The sequence below is a fragment of the Oceanimonas marisflavi genome (genome assembly GCF_003049725.1).
GTDB lineage: Bacteria > Pseudomonadota > Gammaproteobacteria > Enterobacterales > Aeromonadaceae > Oceanimonas > Oceanimonas marisflavi.
This window is the reverse complement of record NZ_QAGM01000013.1, coordinates 40,065-56,210: the sequence shown is the minus strand read 5'-3', so window position 1 is coordinate 56,210 and position 16,146 is coordinate 40,065. Positions and strand designations below refer to the sequence as shown.

The 16,146-nt window shown below is 60.5% G+C and carries 16 protein-coding genes; 8 read left to right on the top strand and 8 right to left on the bottom strand.

What is annotated here, in order from left to right:
* Window positions 1-55: 55 nt before the first annotated feature.
* Complete coding sequence (locus DA373_RS09820) at window positions 56-517, bottom strand: c-type cytochrome (protein ID WP_107852132.1); 462 nt, start codon at window positions 515-517, stop codon at window positions 56-58.
* Window positions 518-738: 221 nt separating this feature from the next.
* Between DA373_RS09820 and DA373_RS09815 the strand changes: the two genes are divergently transcribed.
* Both DA373_RS09815 and DA373_RS09810 read left to right on the top strand, forming a co-directional pair.
* Window positions 739-1,155 (top strand): universal stress protein, encoded by a 417-nt coding sequence (locus DA373_RS09815; RefSeq protein WP_107852131.1) that lies wholly within the window; start codon window positions 739-741, stop codon window positions 1,153-1,155.
* A gap of 404 nt (window positions 1,156-1,559) precedes the next feature.
* Entirely contained in the window at window positions 1,560-2,777 is a 1,218-nt protein-coding gene (locus DA373_RS09810; protein ID WP_107852130.1) for a BCCT family transporter, read from the top strand.
* A gap of 6 nt (window positions 2,778-2,783) precedes the next feature.
* Here the strand turns inward: DA373_RS09810 and DA373_RS09805 are convergent, their stop codons facing one another.
* Genes DA373_RS09805 through DA373_RS09790 form a run of 4 tightly spaced genes read right to left on the bottom strand, consistent with a single transcriptional unit; the run spans window position 2,784 to window position 6,196 of the window.
* On the bottom strand, window positions 2,784-3,413 hold the full coding sequence (locus DA373_RS09805; RefSeq protein WP_107852129.1) for a DUF3047 domain-containing protein: 630 nt from the start codon (window positions 3,411-3,413) through the stop codon (window positions 2,784-2,786).
* A gap of 39 nt (window positions 3,414-3,452) precedes the next feature.
* A complete protein-coding gene (locus DA373_RS09800) occupies window positions 3,453-3,737 on the bottom strand; it encodes a DUF1294 domain-containing protein (RefSeq protein ID WP_107852128.1) in 285 nt (94 codons plus the stop codon).
* On the bottom strand, window positions 3,734-5,533 hold the full coding sequence (locus DA373_RS09795; protein ID WP_107852127.1) for an ABCB family ABC transporter ATP-binding protein/permease: 1,800 nt from the start codon (window positions 5,531-5,533) through the stop codon (window positions 3,734-3,736). Before DA373_RS09795 ends, DA373_RS09800 begins: the two co-directional genes overlap by 4 nt.
* A 3-nt stretch (window positions 5,534-5,536) precedes the next feature.
* A complete protein-coding gene (locus tag DA373_RS09790) occupies window positions 5,537-6,196 on the bottom strand; it encodes a DUF2459 domain-containing protein (RefSeq protein ID WP_157953700.1) in 660 nt (219 codons plus the stop codon).
* A gap of 145 nt (window positions 6,197-6,341) precedes the next feature.
* On the opposite strand from DA373_RS09790, the gene zntB reads away from it, so the two are divergent.
* Together zntB and DA373_RS09780 are read left to right on the top strand one after the other, a co-directional pair.
* On the top strand, window positions 6,342-7,313 hold the full coding sequence (zntB, locus tag DA373_RS09785; protein ID WP_107852125.1) for a zinc transporter ZntB: 972 nt from the start codon (window positions 6,342-6,344) through the stop codon (window positions 7,311-7,313).
* A 59-nt stretch (window positions 7,314-7,372) separates the two neighbouring features.
* Window positions 7,373-7,912, top strand: coding sequence for a glutathione peroxidase (locus DA373_RS09780; protein WP_107852124.1), 540 nt, complete (start codon window positions 7,373-7,375; stop codon window positions 7,910-7,912).
* 520 nt (window positions 7,913-8,432) lie between these two features.
* Here DA373_RS09780 and DA373_RS09775 read toward each other — a convergent pair.
* On the bottom strand, window positions 8,433-9,965 hold the full coding sequence (locus tag DA373_RS09775; protein WP_107852123.1) for a TerC family protein: 1,533 nt from the start codon (window positions 9,963-9,965) through the stop codon (window positions 8,433-8,435).
* Window positions 9,966-10,295: 330 nt separating this feature from the next.
* Between DA373_RS09775 and DA373_RS09770 the strand changes: the two genes are divergently transcribed.
* The 3 genes from DA373_RS09770 to DA373_RS09760 are packed head-to-tail and all read left to right on the top strand — an operon-like array spanning window position 10,296 to window position 12,660.
* Entirely contained in the window at window positions 10,296-11,042 is a 747-nt protein-coding gene (locus DA373_RS09770) for a 5-oxoprolinase subunit PxpA (protein ID WP_107852122.1), read from the top strand.
* Window positions 11,039-11,743, top strand: a complete 705-nt coding sequence (pxpB, locus tag DA373_RS09765; protein WP_107852121.1) for a 5-oxoprolinase subunit PxpB — start codon at window positions 11,039-11,041, stop codon at window positions 11,741-11,743. Before DA373_RS09770 ends, pxpB begins: the two co-directional genes overlap by 4 nt.
* On the top strand, window positions 11,740-12,660 hold the full coding sequence (locus DA373_RS09760; protein ID WP_107852120.1) for a 5-oxoprolinase subunit C family protein: 921 nt from the start codon (window positions 11,740-11,742) through the stop codon (window positions 12,658-12,660). The genes pxpB and DA373_RS09760 overlap by 4 nt, the downstream gene beginning before the upstream one ends.
* 172 nt (window positions 12,661-12,832) lie before the next feature.
* Here the strand turns inward: DA373_RS09760 and DA373_RS09755 are convergent, their stop codons facing one another.
* Window positions 12,833-14,215 (bottom strand): NAD(P)-binding domain-containing protein, encoded by a 1,383-nt coding sequence (locus DA373_RS09755; RefSeq protein WP_107852119.1) that lies wholly within the window; start codon window positions 14,213-14,215, stop codon window positions 12,833-12,835.
* 218 nt (window positions 14,216-14,433) lie between these two features.
* Here DA373_RS09755 and DA373_RS09750 point away from each other — a divergent pair, with 218 nt between their 5' ends.
* Complete coding sequence (locus DA373_RS09750; RefSeq protein ID WP_107852118.1) at window positions 14,434-15,591, top strand: hypothetical protein; 1,158 nt, start codon at window positions 14,434-14,436, stop codon at window positions 15,589-15,591.
* Between the two features lie 10 nt (window positions 15,592-15,601).
* Here the strand turns inward: DA373_RS09750 and DA373_RS09745 are convergent, their stop codons facing one another.
* Complete coding sequence (locus DA373_RS09745; protein ID WP_232821242.1) at window positions 15,602-16,090, bottom strand: HPP family protein; 489 nt, start codon at window positions 16,088-16,090, stop codon at window positions 15,602-15,604.
* Window positions 16,091-16,146: the final 56 nt, after the last annotated feature.

The following is a 16,146-nucleotide window of genomic DNA, read 5'->3' as shown; positions in this document are numbered from 1 at the left end:
AATCACTTCCCTGCCGTCACTCCCGCGAAGGCGGAGATAACAACTACTGAAGATATCAGTCCTTGCGGTATTCGTCGTGACAGCCTTTACAGGTTTTAAACAGGGCACCGGCCGCCTCGCGCGCCTGGGCCTGATCAAAACCTTCTTCGCCGGACACCTGTACCAGATTCTTCAGGGCGGCGCCAAAATCCTTGGCCTTGGCCATTCTGCCTTCGGCATCTTCCCAGCCCTTGTCCAGCATGTTGCTGGCTTCCACACCCCGGGTTTCGGGGAAATAGGTTTCACCCAGCAGGCTGGCGGCATTGCTCAGGTTAATGGCGCGCTGATGCAGGGCGGCGGCGTCAAAATCGATTTCGCCCTTGGCCATGCCGCCAATGACGCCGGCCTGGGCCGCCATCACCTGATACAGGGACTGACGATACTTGACTGCGTCTTCGGGCTTGAACAGGTTGGCCTGGGCGGAAGCCGTACCGGCAAACAGGCCGGCGGCGGCCACTAACAGTACTTTTTTCAACATTGCTATGCTCCTTGCGGGGTTGAGATGGTGCTCACTGGACACCGTTTTTATTAGACGCTCCACGGTATATCACCCCTTCGCCGGGATCTAGCGCCAGATCCTGAAATTTGACCGCCCACCATCACGGGCACAGATCTGAACTCACAAATTCCCCCCGGCTTCGTCCGGGCTCTGCAATACTGTGAAGATACCTTCGCACTCACCACAACAAGGAGCCCTGCATGTATCAGCGCATCATGATTCCGGTGGATCTGGCCCACGAAGAGCGGCTCGACAAGGCCCTGAAAACCGGTGCCGATCTGGCCCGTCTGTATGATATTCCCGTGTGTTATGTGGGCGTGACCTCCAGCGCCCCCGGTGAAGTGGCCCACAACCCACAGGAGTTTGAACAAAAGCTCAAAGCGTTCGCCAGTGCACAGGCAGCCAGACACCGCCTGCGCGAGGTCTGCACCCAGGCCTGTGTCAGTCCCGATCCGGCCGTCGATCTGGACAGAACCCTGCTCAAGGCGGTGAAGAACAGCGGGGCCGATCTGGTGGTGATGGCATCCCATGTTCCGGGGCTGGCCGAGCACCTGTTTGCCTCCAACGCCGGCTATGTGGCCAATCACGCCGGAGTGTCTGTGCTGGTGGTGCGCTGATGCGCACCCCGGCCTTCAAAAAAACCTAACGACACTAAGCTAATTAATACAGATCCACCAGACTCCCTTTCACAACAACACTTCGTTCAGTCAGACACTTATACGTCCTGTTCGCTTGTCGGGATCACGTTATCGGCCGACAGGGGTTGATCATTACACCCCTAACCTTTAGTCTTCTCATTATTGATTGAACGTTCAATTAAATATTAGACGAGCAATATCGCATCAGCGTCCATTCAGTTTTTACCTATCGCAATCGAAGGCAGCCGCCACCGATCGGGCGATAGTTAAGACCTGATCTGCGCAAGCCCGCGCTGCGCACATGGAAGCTCCTTTTGTGGATCAACAACAGGAGAAAACACAGTGTCTTTGATGAATAAGGAAATAACCGGAGGCAAACAACAATGACCACATTGCTGTCTGCAGGGATCCTGCTTACCTTCGTCGCCATCGCCCTGATCCTTTACCGCTGGGGCAATATCCGCTGTATCGGCGTTACCCCGGTGCACACCTTCACCTTTATCGCCATTCTGTTTACCTCAGGTCTGGACGTGGGCCTGATCATGTTCCCGCTCACCGAGTTCGCCGGCTACGCCGATCTGGCCGCCAGCCCGGAATACGCCTTCAGCAACCCGCTGGCCATCGAGTTCGGCTTCTGGGGCTTTCTGATCTGGGGGTTTTACTTTCTGACCTGCTTCTATTTCTGCGTTATCGAGCCCAGGGTCGGCTTTTTTGAGCTGGCGCCGGTCAAGTTCATCAACAACCTGGTGATCATCGGCACCTGCGCCTTTACCGCCTTTTTGCTGCTGAGCAACCTGCCCTGGTATATACCGGACGTGGGCGACGGCAGTACCGTGGTGGGAAGCTTTTATCTGATTGTGTTGCTGGTGATCGCCGCCGCCGTCTATTCCAGCACCAGCCTGCGCTACGTGAAAATACTCAGCCTGGGCACCAGCTGGCTGTTTCTTGCCCTGATTGCCGCCATGTGGGGCAGCGCCTTTATTGGCACCGGCAATGCCCTTGGGGAGTTTGCCGGCACCTTTGCCCTGCTGGGGGACTATTTCGGCAACCTGCACCGTTTTGTGCTGCCCATCAATGACTACCACGAGTTCTATCTGTACTGGTGGTTCTCCTGGAGCATCATGATCGGCCAGTTTACCGCCCGTTTCGCGGGTGGCCTGCGCACCTGGCAGCTGCTGGCGGCCATGCTGATCTTTCCGTCCCTGGCCATCGGCACCTGGTTCAGCGTGCTCTATTACTTCCACATCAACGAGCTGAGCACCGCCGGTGTCTTTAACTGGGCCATGGTGGTGGTGGGGATCTCCATGGTGATCAACTCCCTGGACTCGCTGATACGGCTCTATAGCGACAACCTCGGCCTGTCGGTGGCGAAACTGGGCAAGGGGCGCTATCTGGCGGGTCATCTGGTGGCGCTGGCCGCCCTGACTCTGCTGTTCCAGCTGGATTTTCTGGAGATTCAGTGGGTGGGCGCCCTGGTGATCGGGCTGTTCTTTGCCTGTGCCGGCTATATGCTGCTGTACAAGCGCGCCGAGGTGCTGGCCATTGCCGGCTCCCCCGCCGCCAACCGCATGGATTACCGCAAACTGGAGTGGGTAAACTGAGCGCCGTTATTCACGGCTGAAGACGAGGTCGCCATAATAGCCGACAGCGGTGCCGCCGCCATTGTCAGCGTCAGTCATGATGGCCACCGCCTCAAGGTAGCGAAAGTCCTTGCCGAACAGCCGGCGCAGATCGTCTCTGAGGTTACGTTTTTCCCGCACCCAGCCCGAGGCCGGCCCCTGCTGCAGCGCCAGCATCATGGCCTTGTTGCCGGCAAAGGGATTGGGCCAGTGCCGCCCCGCCGGCACCTCGCGGGTCCACACATAACTGATGGCCTTGCTGCTGAGCCGGGTCCAGCCGTCGCGCACCACCACATACACCCGCAGGGCAAAGTCGTCGCCGGCCTTGTCGCGCTCATCGGTGGTGCCCGAAAACCGCTCAACCCGCCACTGCCAGCTGAGCCAGGGGGTGGCCTGCAGATCGATACGGCCCTCGTAAAACAGCCCCGAGGCCGCTCCCCGACTCTCGGCCCGAAGCACCTGCCGCCCCAGTTCGGGGTCGGGCACCAGCCGGTAACCGGTGCGGCCCTCAAAACGTTCCTGCTTCCAGCTCAGTATCTCGGCCGGGGTAAAGGTCAGCGCCTGTGCCGGCACCACCACCAGCAAGGACAACAGCATGGCAAACAGACGAGAGCGCATGGCGATTTCCGCAAACAGGATCTTCTGCCAGTATAGGTATTACTCCCAGCGCGCCCACCACAGCGCCACCGGCAGCAGCAGGTTCAGCAGCACCGTCAGCCAGAACACCGCCTGAAACGAGGGCTTGCGCGATTTGTGCCGAAGCCAGTGCCGCGCCAGCCAGGCACCGGGCCAGCCGCCCAGCAGTGCCAGCCCGTGCAGGGTGCGCTCACGCACCCGCCATTGCCCCAGGCGGGCGGCACGCTTGTCCCACCAGTACACGCCAAAGGTGACAAGGCTGAGCACCGCATACCACAGCGCCAGCCCGGCATAAATTCTAATCATGCGAGTTGCTCCCGTTGCTTTTGCTGCTGTTGCAGCCGCCACAGCTGGGCGTAAAGGCCGTCCTGCGCCAGCAGCCGCTCGTGATTGCCCTGCTCGGCAATGCGCCCTTCCTGCATCACCAGAATATGGTCGGCGTCCACTATGGTGGACAAGCGGTGGGCGATCACCAGACTGCTCTGGCCCCGGGACACCTCGCGAATGGCCTGCAATATGCTGCGTTCGGAGCGGCTGTCCAATGACGAGGTGGCCTCGTCAAACACCAGTATCGGCGGGCGCTTTAAAATGGTGCGGGCAATGGCCACCCGCTGCTTTTCGCCGCCGCTCAGTTTAAGCCCGCGCTCTCCCACCAGAGTGGCGCTGCCTTCCGGCAGACTGGCGATAAAGTCGCTGAGGTGGGCCAGGCGTATGGCCTCGTTCACCTCTTCCTCGCTGGCGTCGATGCGGCCGTAACGAATGTTGTCGTAAATGGAGGCGTTAAACAGCACCGTGTCTTGCGGCACAATGCCGATGGCCCGGCGCAGCGAGGCCTGGCTCACTTCGCGAATATCCTGGCCGTCGATCAGAATGGCGCCTGCGTTCACCTCGTAAAAGCGAAACAGCAGCTTGACCAGGGTCGACTTGCCCGAGCCGCTGGCCCCCACCACCGCCAGCTTTTGTTGCGGCCTAAGGGTAAAGCTGAGGTCATGCAGAATTTGCCGGTCGGGACGGTAACCAAAGCTGACGTTGCGAAACTCGATTTCCCCCTGAGTGACCTTAAGCTCGGGGGCATTTTCCGCATCGTTGATTTGCGGCCGGCGACGCAGCAGGGCAAACATGCGCTCAATGTTGGCCAGCGAGCCCTTCATCTCCCGGTAGACAAAGCCGAGAAAGTTGAGCGGCAGAAACAGCTGCATCATAAAGGCGTTGATCAGCACAAAATCGCCCAGGGTCATGGTGCCCGCCACCACCTGCTGGCCCGCCAGTATCATCATGGCGGTCATGGCCAGGGCGATGATCAGCGCCTGGCCGCCGTTCAGGGCAAACAGGCTGAGCCGGTTGTTGCGCCGGGCCCGCTCCCACTCGGCCAGCTCCTGGTCGTAACGGCCCGCCTCATATTGCTCGTTGTTGAAGTATTTCACCGTTTCAAAGTTGAGCAGGCTGTCTACCGCCCGGCTGTGGGTTTGCGAGTCGGCCTTGTTGGCGGCGCGCACATAACGGGTACGCCAGTCGGTGGCCACCACCGACCAGGCCACATATACCACCACAGCCCCCAGGGTAATGAGAGCAAACCATACCGAGTAATTGAGCAGCAACAGCCCTACCACCAGACCGATTTCCAGCAGGGTGGGCACAATATTGAACACCATAAAACGCAGCAAAAAGCCCACCCCGGTCACGCCTCTCTCTATATCGCGGGACAGGCCGCCGGTGCTGCGGTTGAGGTGAAAGTCGAGCTCCAGCCGGTGCAGGTGATTGAAAACATTCAGGCCAATGCGCCGCATGGCCCGCTCGGTGACCCGGCCAAACAGGGCGTCGCGAATTTCCCCAAACAGCACGTTGGCAAAACGCACCGTGCCATAGGCCAGCAGCAACCCCAGGGGCAGGGCCACCACCGTGCTCACGGCGGCATCCATGCCGTCCACTATGTGCTTGAGAATAAAGGGCAGGCCCACGCTGGCCAGCTTGGCCGCCACCAGGCAGCACAGCGCCAGGCCAATGCGGCCCTTCCAGGGCAGCAGGTAGGGGAGCAGGGTTTTCAGGGTGCGAATATTGATGGTGGCATCATCCATATCCGGGTGATAAGAGCCGTGGCGCATAGGTCAGTCAGTTATGTGAGGAATAGGCTGAGCATACTCCTCTTTGGCGCAGCAGGCAGCCTGGCGCATCAGTGCCCCGGCGGTAAACGCCAGCGCCGGACGCAGGGGCAGCCCCGCCGCCACCAGCCGCCGGGCCACCCAGGTGTTGCAGGTGTGCAGCAGATGATAGGACTCCACCGAGGCATAAAAGCGGCCGCCGCCATAGCGCCCCGCGCCCACACCCCTTAAATTGCCCGCCTCGTTGCGGGCAAAGGACGCCGCCACCTCGCCCAGCAGCCGCTCCATGCCGGCGGGGGGTACGCTCAGTTCCAGCACCGACAACCCGGCAAACGCCACCGCCGGTGACTGCGACAACGGCACCAGGTGCAGCACGGCATCCGTGGGCCAGAGCAGGGCCCGCAATGCCAGTCCGGCCCCCGCTTGCTCATGCTGATAAAAGGCCCGGTCGCCCCAGCCCAATTCAATCAACCCGGCGGCTGGAAAGGCTTTTTTCAGTGCTGGCAGGTGCCGCTGCAATCCCACCGCCGGCAGCACCAGCCCCACATGCCGGCCGTGATCCACCAGATACAGGGCTTGCCCCTGCTCCCCCACCGGCCGCCACTCACTCGCCGCACCGCAACCGGTGCAGAGCAGGGCAAGTAGCATTACAAGCCTGGCTCGCATCATATTTCCTCAACCACCTGACATCTTCAGTACGGCAATACTCACCGCCGTTGTCACTGTTTCACAGCAAAAACATAAAGCGTCGCATGAACCCAGCACCACCTTGCTATAAGCTGGTGCTTTCGGATGGGGAGGAGAAAGGCCGATGGAACAGTTGCCGAAACAGTGCATTTACCGCCTGCAGCTCAGCAGCAAGGGCGGGTTCAAACCATTGGCGGCGGAGGCCGAACTGGCGGCCACCACAGCAGAGCCGGTATGGCTGCATCTGGACTATGAGCAGCCCGAGATCGCCGGCTGGCTGCAAACCACGCCGCTGATTCACGACAGCGCCCGGGAGACCCTGCTGGGCCAGAGCAGCCGGCCCAAACTGGTGCGCCAGGGCGATAACCTGCTGCTGACCCTGCGGGGCATTAACCACAATCAGGGCGACAGCCCGGAAGAGATGGTGGCGCTGCGCATTTACATCACGCCCCAGCTTATTATCAGCAGCCGGCACCGGCCCCTGCTGTCGGAGCAGGACGTATACGATCAGCTCGCCGACAGCGAGGGCCCGGTCACCCAAGGGGACTGGCTGGTGGAAATGTGCGACGCCCTCACCGACCGGGCCGGCGAGTTTGTGGAAAGCCTGCACGATCAAATTCTGGAGCTGGAAGAGCGCATTCTGGAGCGGGAAAGTCCGGCTCAGGGGCAGCTGGGCCGTATTCGCAAACAACTGATTCTGGTGCGCCGTTACCTTTCCCCCCAGCGGGATCTGGTGGCGAGGCTGGCCAGCGAGAAAATCGGCTGGCTGAACGACGACGATCGCCGCCGCCTGCTCGACATTGCCGACCGGCTGCGCCGCTGGCTGGACGATCTCGACGCCGGCGTGGCCCGCACCGCCGTGCTGGCGGACGAGGTCAATAACCTGATGGCCGAGGCCACCAACCAGCGCGCCTATCAGATGTCGATTATGGCGCTGCTGTTTCTGCCCGCCAGCTTTCTTACCGGCCTGTTCGGCATCAACCTGGCGGGCATGCCGGGGGCCGACAACCCCGCCGCCTTCTGGATTTTCTTCCTGGGCCTGCTGGCTCTGGGCGGCGGCCTGGGGTTCTGGCTGCACCGCAACCGCTGGTGGTGAAGCATTTTGGCCGCCGCCGGGTCTGTTGATTACCGTTCATGATGAAAAGGACGCATGAAATGAAACGACTGATCGGCACTATGTGCACCGCCCTGTTTTGTTCTTCCGCCATGGCCACGGAGCCGAATACCGCCGCTCTGTATGAGCACCAGCTGCCCCGGCTGCATTCCGACACCACCCTGGACATGCGCCAGTTTGCCGGTCAGCCGCTGCTGGTGGTAAACACCGCCAGCCACTGCGGCTTTACCGGCCAGTTTGAGGGGCTGGAAGCCCTGCATCAGCAATACAAGGATCAGGGGTTAAAGGTGGTGGGCTTTCCGTCCAACGACTTCAAGCAGGAGGCCAAGAGCGAGGCCGAAGCGGCGGAAATGTGCTTTGTGAATTACGGCGTGACCTTTGACATGGCGGCGCCGGTGAGCGTGAAAGGCGACGATGCCCATCCCATTTTCAGGGAGATCACCCGCCAGACCGGCAAGCAGCCCCGCTGGAACTTCTACAAGTTCGTGATCGACCGGGAAGGCCGGGTGACCGAGGTGTTTTCCAGCATTACCGGGCCCGAGAGCAAGCGGCTGAAGGCGGCGATAGAGCAGGTTTTGTAAGGCTTGAAGCGTGTCACTTAGTCACAAATCTGATCGTTTTCAGGGCCGTGCACTACCGTCGGTCAAAGCGCACTACTTCGCCGGCACGCCGTAAATACATCCATGTAGGCTCCGTTGCGCCATCCATGGCGCGAAGGGCGCGGCGAAGCAGACACCCTTTGCCCTTCTCGGTACGCACAGCGCTGACTGTATGAAAACAACGCCGATGTTACATGAGGCAACAGCGGGGATTGCCGTAGCCGACCGTCAAATGCCAGGGCCGAAAAGTTGCTCCTGCATTTCCGGCATTCCCGCCATCCTTGGCGGTCAGAAGCATTTGCCGAGCGTCCATGGGGCGAGCTTGCTCGCCGTGACGAAGTAAAGAAGCCTGAACGAACATTGCATATGTTCGCAGCAGGCTTTTTAGTGAGTGGCATTCAACGAAGCGTGTCGGCGGAGCGCAACCGCGCTGCTGCTTCGCATGGGAAGGTGCAGACAAAAAAGGGAGCACATCGTGCTCCCTTGCTGATTAACCGCCGGCTCAGGCGGCCAGCGGGGTAATACGCACTTGGGCGATGCGGAAGTCTTCCACTTCCGTTACCTCAAAGCGCAGATCTTCATGCTCGAACACCGCGCCGGCTTCCGGCAGCTGGCCGGCCAGCGCCAGCAGCATGCCCGCCAGGGTAGCGTATTCGTCGTCCGGGTCCACCAGTCCCTTGCGCGCCAGCACCTGCTCCAGATAGTGCAGATCCGTGCTGCCCTTCACCAGCCAGCCGTTGTCTTCGGTGATCACTTCCGGATCTTCGTCTTCGTCGAGAAACTCACCCACAATGGCTTCCAGCAGATCGTGAGGCGTTACCAGGCCTTGTACGGTGCCGAACTCGTCGTTCACCAGCACCATGTTACCGCGGGCGTCGCGCAGCACATTGAGCAGGCGGATCACGCTGATGCTGTCGGGCACAATAATGGGAGTGCCGCCTTCGGCCAGCTCGGCCAGGGTTTTGCCCGCCTTCAGACCGGCCATCAGATCCTTGGCGCGCACCACCCCCAGCAGGTTGTCGAGCTCGCCGTCGCACACCGGAAACTGGCTGTGAGACGAGGCCATCAGCTCCGCCACCTGCTCTTCCCGGGTGTCGTTCACATCCAGCCACACAATGTCGGAGCGGGGCGTCATCACGGTGCGAATGGAGCGCTCGGCCAGCGACAGCACGCCGCTGATCATGTTGCGCTCTTCTTCCACAAAGCCCTGCTGCTCGGTTTGCTTGGGCGTTTCCTCAGACTCGTCTTCGGTTTTTTCCTTGCCGCCCATCAGCCGGAAAATGGCGTCTGTGGTGCGCTCACGCAGGGGCCGGTGAGCCTCCTGTCGCACCTTGTTGCGCTGGGCCAGCTGGTTAAAGAACTCGATCAGAATAGAGAAGCCAATGGCCGCATACAGATAGCCCTTGGGAATATGGAAACCAAAGCCTTCCGCCACCAGGCTGAAACCGATCATCAGCAGGAAGCTCAGACACAGCACCACGACCGTGGGGTGCGCGTTCACAAAGTCGGTGAGGGATTTGGAGGCCGCCAGCATCACCACCATGGCCGCCACCACGGCGATCATCATCACCGCCAGGCTGTCCACCATGCCCACGGCGGTAATAATGGAGTCGAGCGAGAACACCGCATCCAGCACCAGGATCTGGGCAATCACCACGCCAAAACCGGCGTAGACGTTGCTGGTCTCCTCCTCGTGCATTTTGCCTTCCAGCCGCTCGTGCAGCTCTGAAGTGGCCTTGAACAGCAGGAACAGACCACCGGCCATAAGAATGAGATCCCGGCCCGAGAAGCTGAACTCACCCAGGGTCACCAGCGGCGTGGTGAGCGTTACCAGCCAGGACACCACGCTCAGCAGACCCAGCCGCATGACCAGCGCCAGGGTCAGGCCAATCACCCGCGCCCGGTCGCGCTGATGGGGCGGCAGTTTTTTCACCAGAATGGCGATAAACACCAGGTTGTCGATACCCAGTACGATTTCAAGAATAACCAGTGTCAGCAAACCCGCCCACACAGACGGATCCATCAGGAATTCCATGTTTTACCTCGTTAAGAGAATGTGGTTTAGCGGATCAGCGAACAACGCGCGCCAGGCCGGCAACGTGAGTATAGCCACGGCAGCGAGCAGGTCGGAACAAAACGGCGGACGCCGGAAAAAGCGGGGAAAGGCAGGAAAATGAATGATTAACAGCGTGTTGCAAGCAACTTCGCGAGCAGTCCATATCGTACACCGGCGTTTGGCCGGACCTCTTGGTTAAAATGAGCGCATATCATAATCGGAAACCGTCCACTGGCAATAGTCTTTCATGCACTGGTTTCGCCGGCGCAGTAAAATGGGACTTATTCATTATTCAGGGAACGAAACATCATGGCCAAATTACAGCTGAACGCCGACATGGGAGAAAGCTTCGGCCCCTGGACCATGGGGCAGGACGAGGCGGTCATGCCCTTTGTGGACCTGGCCAACGTGGCCTGCGGCTTTCACGCCGCCGACCCCGACACCATGCGCCGCACCGTGGCACTGGCGTCGTCTCACGGGGTAAAAGTGGGCGCTCATCCCGCCTACCCGGATCTGGTGGGCTTTGGCCGCCGCTCCCTGGCCGCTTCACCCGCCGAGGTGGAAAATATGGTGCTCTACCAGCTGGGCGCACTGCATGCCATTTGCCGGGCCGAGGGCACACGAGTGCACTACGTTAAGCCCCACGGTGCCCTCTATAACGACATGATGAAAAACCAGGCCATCCTGGCGGCCATTATGCGCGCCGTGGCCGCTTTTGATACCAGCCTGCCGCTGATGCTGATGGCCACCGCCAATCCGCAGCCGGCGCAGGAACTGGCCGACCAGCATGGCGTTACCCTGTGGTTTGAGGCCTTTGCCGATCGCGCCTACGACGCCGCCGGTTTTCTGGTGCCCCGCAGTCAGCCCGGCGCCGTGCACCATGCCCCCGAGGTGATCGTGGAGCAGGCCCGGCGCATTGCCGCCGGTGAGCCGCTCACCGCCATCGACGGCAGCCCGCTCAGGCTCAGCGCCCATACCCTGTGTGTGCACGGCGACAATCCCGAGTCCATTGCCGCCGTGGCCGCCATTCGCCGCATGCTGGATGGCCCGGTATGAACCCCAGGCTGGAAAACGCCGGCTTCGATGCCTGGCTGGTGCGGCTGTTCGACGACATCGACGAAGCCAACATGAACTGGATCGCCGCCCTGGTGCAGGACTGCGAGCAGGCCTTTGGCGACCAGCTAGTGGATCTGGTGCCGTCCTACACCACATTGCTGGTGCAGTTTGACCCGCTCACCCTGGATCACGCCGAGGCCGGTCGCTTGCTGCAAAAATTGCTGGCAAAGCTGGAGCCGCTGGAAGACAACACTCAAGATACGGTGAAAACCCTGCCGGTGTGGTATCACCCCAGCGTGGGGCCGGATCTGGCCCGGCTGGCACAGCATACCGGCCTGAACACACAGCAAATCATTGAACTGCACAGCGGCCACACCTACCGGGTGTTTGCCCTGGGGTTTGCCCCCGGGTTTGCCTTTATGGGCACCCTGCCCGAGCAGCTTGAAACGCCCCGGCACGACAGCCCCCGGTCAAGCGTGCCCGCCGGCAGCGTGGCCCTGGCCGGCCGCCAGACCGCCGCCTACCCCCGCACCACCCCGGGCGGCTGGAACCTGCTGGGGCGTACTCCGGCCAGGCTGTTTGACCCCGCCAGCCGCAGTTTAAGCCTGCTGCGGGTGGGCGATCGCGTGCGCTTTGAGCCGGTGAGCAAGGCCGAATTTGAACGGCTGGGGGGCGACGCCAGCCCCATGGAGGCGCCATGAGTCTGCTGATTGAAAAGCCCGGCCCCCTCAGTACCCTGCAGGATGCCGGCCGTTTTGGTGTGCGGCATCTGGGGGTGGCTCAAGGGGGACCGACAGACCTGCACGCCTGGGCCTGGGCCAACTGGCTGGTGGGCAATGGCTGGGGCGCCACGGCGCTGGAAATCACCCTTGGGGGGCTCACACTTACCGCACAGCAACCCTGCCGGCTGGCGCTCTGTGGTGCCGATATGCAGGCGCGGGTGAATGGCCGGCCCCTGCCCCACTGGCAATCGTTTACCCTGGAACCCGGTGAGACCCTTGCCCTGGGCATGTCCCGCAGCGGGGTTCGCGCCTATCTGGCGGTGGCCGGCGGCTTTATTGCTCCCGAGGTGCTGGGCAGCACCGCCTGCGTGGTGCGGGATGGTCTGGGCGGTCACAAGGGCGATGGCAGCCCGCTGGCGGCCGGTGACGAGCTGAGGTTTGACAGGGCCACACAGAATGCTGGCTCAAACCATTCCCTGCCCGAGAGGGAGAGGCGGCATTATCAGGACGAGCCGGTGCTGGCACTGATCCCCGGCGCCCAGTTCCGTCATTTTGAGGATCAGAGCCTGATCAAGGCCCTGAGCCGCCCGTGGACCGTGGATCCTCGATCGGATCGCATGGGGATCCGGCTTAAAGGATCCTTGTTGCAGTGCAACATGGATTCACTTGTCTCGGAAGGCCTGACCCTGGGCGCGGTGCAGGTGCCGCCGGACGGCCAGCCCATCGTTCTGCTCAATGACCGCCAGACCATTGGCGGTTATCCGCGCCTGGGTACCCTCACCCCCCTGTCCTGCGCTCAGCTGGCCCAGTGCCGCCCGGGCCAGTCGCTGCGGCTGACAGTTACCACCGCCAGTGAGGCTCAGCGAGAGTATCGGAAGTTCAGAGCGCAGTTTTAAGCAACCAAAAAGCCCGCTTGATAAAGCGGGCTTTCTATTCTCAATACCGGTCACGCCGGCAAGCTGTAGGCGCCACTTTAGTTGGCGCGAAATAGCAGACAGTGATGCATTCACAGCCTGTTGCACAGGCTCTGCCGGCTAAAGCGGCAGCTACATATTAGCCGCGGCGGTATCAATCAACCTTGTCGAAACTCTTGTTCTCGATAAAGTCGAGGGACATAAAGCTTTCCAGCGAGTCGTCCTTGATGTCCAGCCAGGTGCCCGGCAAGCGGGTGGCCATGGTGCCGGTCACGGTAGAGCGGTAGCACTTCTCGCGGAAGCTAATGATGCCGGCCTGCTTGTCCTGCTGCCATTCCTTCAACAACGCCGCCTGTTCTTCCACCTTGAACTCGGGGTAATCGGTGGGGCCGAGCAGATCGCGAATGTAGCTGGCCTGGAAGTCGATGGAGTCGCAGCAGCCACCCAGCTGCGCATGACGATCCAGCCAGTGCTGCATGTCGTTGCGGCGCTCGTCCGCATCCGGCAGGGTGATCTTGCCCATGATGACGTCGCGGGCATACCAGGCCTGGGCGTCGAACATGTTGAAGGTGAAATACTGATCCTGCATGCCCAGATAAATCAGCTTCGGGTTGTTCTGGAAGAAAATGCCCTTGTACAGGTTGTCCGGGTACAGGCAGTTGTGGGTCTGCAGCCGCAGCGCGTCCGGCAGGAACGGGAAGTGGAACAGGTAGCCGGTGCACATGATAATGGCGTCGAACTCCTTGCTGGAGCCGTCGGCAAAGTAGCCGGTGTTGCCGTCAAAGTGTGCCAGCAGCGGCTTTTCTTCCATGCCTTCGGGCCAGTCAAAGCCCAGCGGGTTGCTGCGATAGCTGATGGTCACCGATTTGGCACCGTACTTGTAGCACTGGGAGCCGATGTCTTCCGCCGAGTAGCTGGCACCCACCAGCAGCACGTTCTTGTCCTTGAATTCCAGCGCGTCACGGAAGTCATGGGCATGCAGTACCCGGCCCGGAAACTGCTCCACCCCTTCAAAGTACGGCATGTTGGGAGTGGAAAAGTGACCGGTGGCCACCACCACATAGTCAAACTCGTCGGTTTCCTGCTGACCGGTCTTGTGGTTCATCACGGTCACGGTGAACTTGCCGGTGCTGTCGTCATGGCTTACCCAGCGCACCGGGCACTCAAAACGGATGTATTTAGAAATGGCCTGCTTGTCGATACGACCCATGATGTAGTCTTTCAGCACGGCACGCGGCGGATAGGAGGGAATGGCACGACCGAAGTGCTCGTCAAAGGAGTAATCGGCAAACTCCAGACATTCCTTCGGGCCGTTGGACCACAGATACCGATACATGCTGCCATGAACTGGCTCGCCATTTTTATCTAAACCCGTGCGCCATGTGTAGTTCCACATGCCACCGATGTCACTTTGCTTTTCAAAACAAACGATTTCCGGCAGGTCCTGAACGCCTGCCTTGCGAGCTGCTTCAAACGCTCTCAACTGTGCCAGGCCACTGGGGCCGGCGCCCAAAATCGCGATTTTTTGCTTGCTCACACATTAACTCCCTTGTTGTAAAAACCTTGCGATACTAAAGGAATTATTCATGTATTTATAGAATCTTGCGTAAAAATACGACAAAAGTAGATAAAAACCCTAAATAATAGGGCGCTAAGGGGTTATGTAAAAGGAGGCAGCAGTGACGGTTGGACACAATCCAGTTTCGTTAGCACAATGCTTGACTAACAGATCCTTTTTCAAACCAGCCCAACATCATGAGTGAATATCAGTACTACGAATTTACCGCCGTCGATCAGCCACTGACCGCCCGGCAACAGAGTGAACTGCGTGCCCGTTCGAGCCGGGCCACCATTACCTGCAACAGCTTTATCAACGAATACAACTGGGGCGATCTCAGTGGAGAGCCCCTGGAGTGGATGCGGCATTACTTTGATGCCCATGTCTACTCCGCCAGCTGGGGGCATTGCCTGCTGATGCTGAAACTCCCGGCAAGCTGCCTGGACCAGGCCATGCTGGACGCCTGTCTGCAGCCTGCCGGATCCGATGTGTTTGAGGCTTCCGCTGCTGGTCAACACTGCATTTTGACCTGGCACTTCAGCGATGAGGAAGGCGAACACGACCGATTCTGGACTCATGAGGATGGCCCCGGCTGGCTGAGCCGGCTGCTGCCCCTGCGGCAGGAACTGCTACGAGGAGACACCCGTCCCCTGTATCTGGGCTGGTTGGCCCGGCTCTGCGCCCAGGAGCTGAATGACGAAGACATTGAACCGCCTCTGCCGCCCGGCCTGGCGACGCTCACCCCTGCCCAGCAGGCACTGGTGGAGTTTCTGGAGATCGATCCCGACTGGCTGCAGGCCGCAGCGGCCAGCAGCCCGACCGAAACCACCCATGCAGCAGCAGACCACAACGTCTGGCTGGAACAGCAATCACCGGCCGAGCTCAGAACCACCGCCCGCCTGCTGCTGGAAGGCCGCACCATGGAGGCGGAAAGCAGCCTGAACCGGCGTTTTCTGGACTGGCACCGGCAACACAGCACCCAGCCGGCTCCCTCTGCCCGTCGAACTCTGGCAGATATCGCCACCGGTTATGCTGCCGCTCGCGAACAGCGCCTTGAGCGTGAACGGCGCGCCCAGGCCAAGGCAGAAGCCAGGCGTCTGGCCGAGCGAAAGAAATACCTTGCCGGAGTGGCGGCAAACGCAGACCAAATCTGGCAGGAAATGGATACCGAGCTCAAGCAGGGTTCGGGCCGCAGCTATGATCGGGCGCTGGAGCTGGCCAAATCCCTGGCAGAGGCACTGGCGCAGGCCGGAAGACAGAAAGAATTCAGGCAGGCTCTGGAAAGGCTGCAACAGCAGCATACCAGGCGCCCGGCCTGGGTAACCCGGCTCAAAAAAGCCGGATTACTGACATGAAGCGCCTGTATTACCAGCGCACGGGATAACGCCGGCCGGTGCTGCGGTGAAACACCAGGCCGCTTACTATGATCAACCCCGCTCCCAGCGCCACCGGCGACCACAGAAAGTCCCAGTCCTGGCCGCTCAGCATCACGATCAGCGGATTGGCCCCCGCCGGTGGATGGGTGGTGCCGGTCAGCAGCATCAGGCTGACCGCCAGACCCACCGCCAGTCCCAGTGACCAGGGCTGCACGCCGAGACTGTTCAGCACGAGTAATCCCACCAGGGTGGTGAGCAGATGACCAAGGAAAATGTTCCGGGGCTGGGCCAGGGGGCTGTCGGGCAGCCCGAACAGGATCACCATGGTGGCGCCAAAAGGTGCCATCAGCCACAGCCCGCTGGACTGCAACCCATCCAGCCCGGCCAGGGTGGTAATGCACAACATGGCTCCCAGCCCCGCTACCAGCGCCGAATAACGCTCCATTAACCGAACCAGACCATTCTCACTGTTTTTCATTTTCACTGTCCCTTATTCAGAAAGTAGACCGACCTGTCTACACGCACTCAATGTAG

What these genes read in the sequence shown, in the direction of transcription:
- DA373_RS09820 (WP_107852132.1), bottom strand. Translation starts at nt 517, where the DNA reads ATGTTGAAAAAAGTACTGTTAGTGGCCGCCGCCGGCCTGTTTGCCGGT.
- DA373_RS09815 (WP_107852131.1), top strand. Translation starts at nt 739, where the DNA reads ATGTATCAGCGCATCATGATTCCGGTGGATCTGGCCCACGAAGAGCGG.
- DA373_RS09810 (WP_107852130.1), top strand. Translation starts at nt 1,560, where the DNA reads ATGACCACATTGCTGTCTGCAGGGATCCTGCTTACCTTCGTCGCCATC.
- DA373_RS09805 (WP_107852129.1), bottom strand. Translation starts at nt 3,413, where the DNA reads ATGCGCTCTCGTCTGTTTGCCATGCTGTTGTCCTTGCTGGTGGTGGTG.
- DA373_RS09800 (WP_107852128.1), bottom strand. Translation starts at nt 3,737, where the DNA reads ATGATTAGAATTTATGCCGGGCTGGCGCTGTGGTATGCGGTGCTCAGC.
- DA373_RS09795 (WP_107852127.1), bottom strand. Translation starts at nt 5,533, where the DNA reads ATGCGCCACGGCTCTTATCACCCGGATATGGATGATGCCACCATCAAT.
- DA373_RS09790 (WP_157953700.1), bottom strand. Translation starts at nt 6,196, where the DNA reads ATGCGAGCCAGGCTTGTAATGCTACTTGCCCTGCTCTGCACCGGTTGC.
- zntB (WP_107852125.1), top strand. Translation starts at nt 6,342, where the DNA reads ATGGAACAGTTGCCGAAACAGTGCATTTACCGCCTGCAGCTCAGCAGC.
- DA373_RS09780 (WP_107852124.1), top strand. Translation starts at nt 7,373, where the DNA reads ATGAAACGACTGATCGGCACTATGTGCACCGCCCTGTTTTGTTCTTCC.
- DA373_RS09775 (WP_107852123.1), bottom strand. Translation starts at nt 9,965, where the DNA reads ATGGAATTCCTGATGGATCCGTCTGTGTGGGCGGGTTTGCTGACACTG.
- DA373_RS09770 (WP_107852122.1), top strand. Translation starts at nt 10,296, where the DNA reads ATGGCCAAATTACAGCTGAACGCCGACATGGGAGAAAGCTTCGGCCCC.
- pxpB (WP_107852121.1), top strand. Translation starts at nt 11,039, where the DNA reads ATGAACCCCAGGCTGGAAAACGCCGGCTTCGATGCCTGGCTGGTGCGG.
- DA373_RS09760 (WP_107852120.1), top strand. Translation starts at nt 11,740, where the DNA reads ATGAGTCTGCTGATTGAAAAGCCCGGCCCCCTCAGTACCCTGCAGGAT.
- DA373_RS09750 (WP_107852118.1), top strand. Translation starts at nt 14,434, where the DNA reads ATGAGTGAATATCAGTACTACGAATTTACCGCCGTCGATCAGCCACTG.
- DA373_RS09745 (WP_232821242.1), bottom strand. Translation starts at nt 16,090, where the DNA reads ATGAAAAACAGTGAGAATGGTCTGGTTCGGTTAATGGAGCGTTATTCG.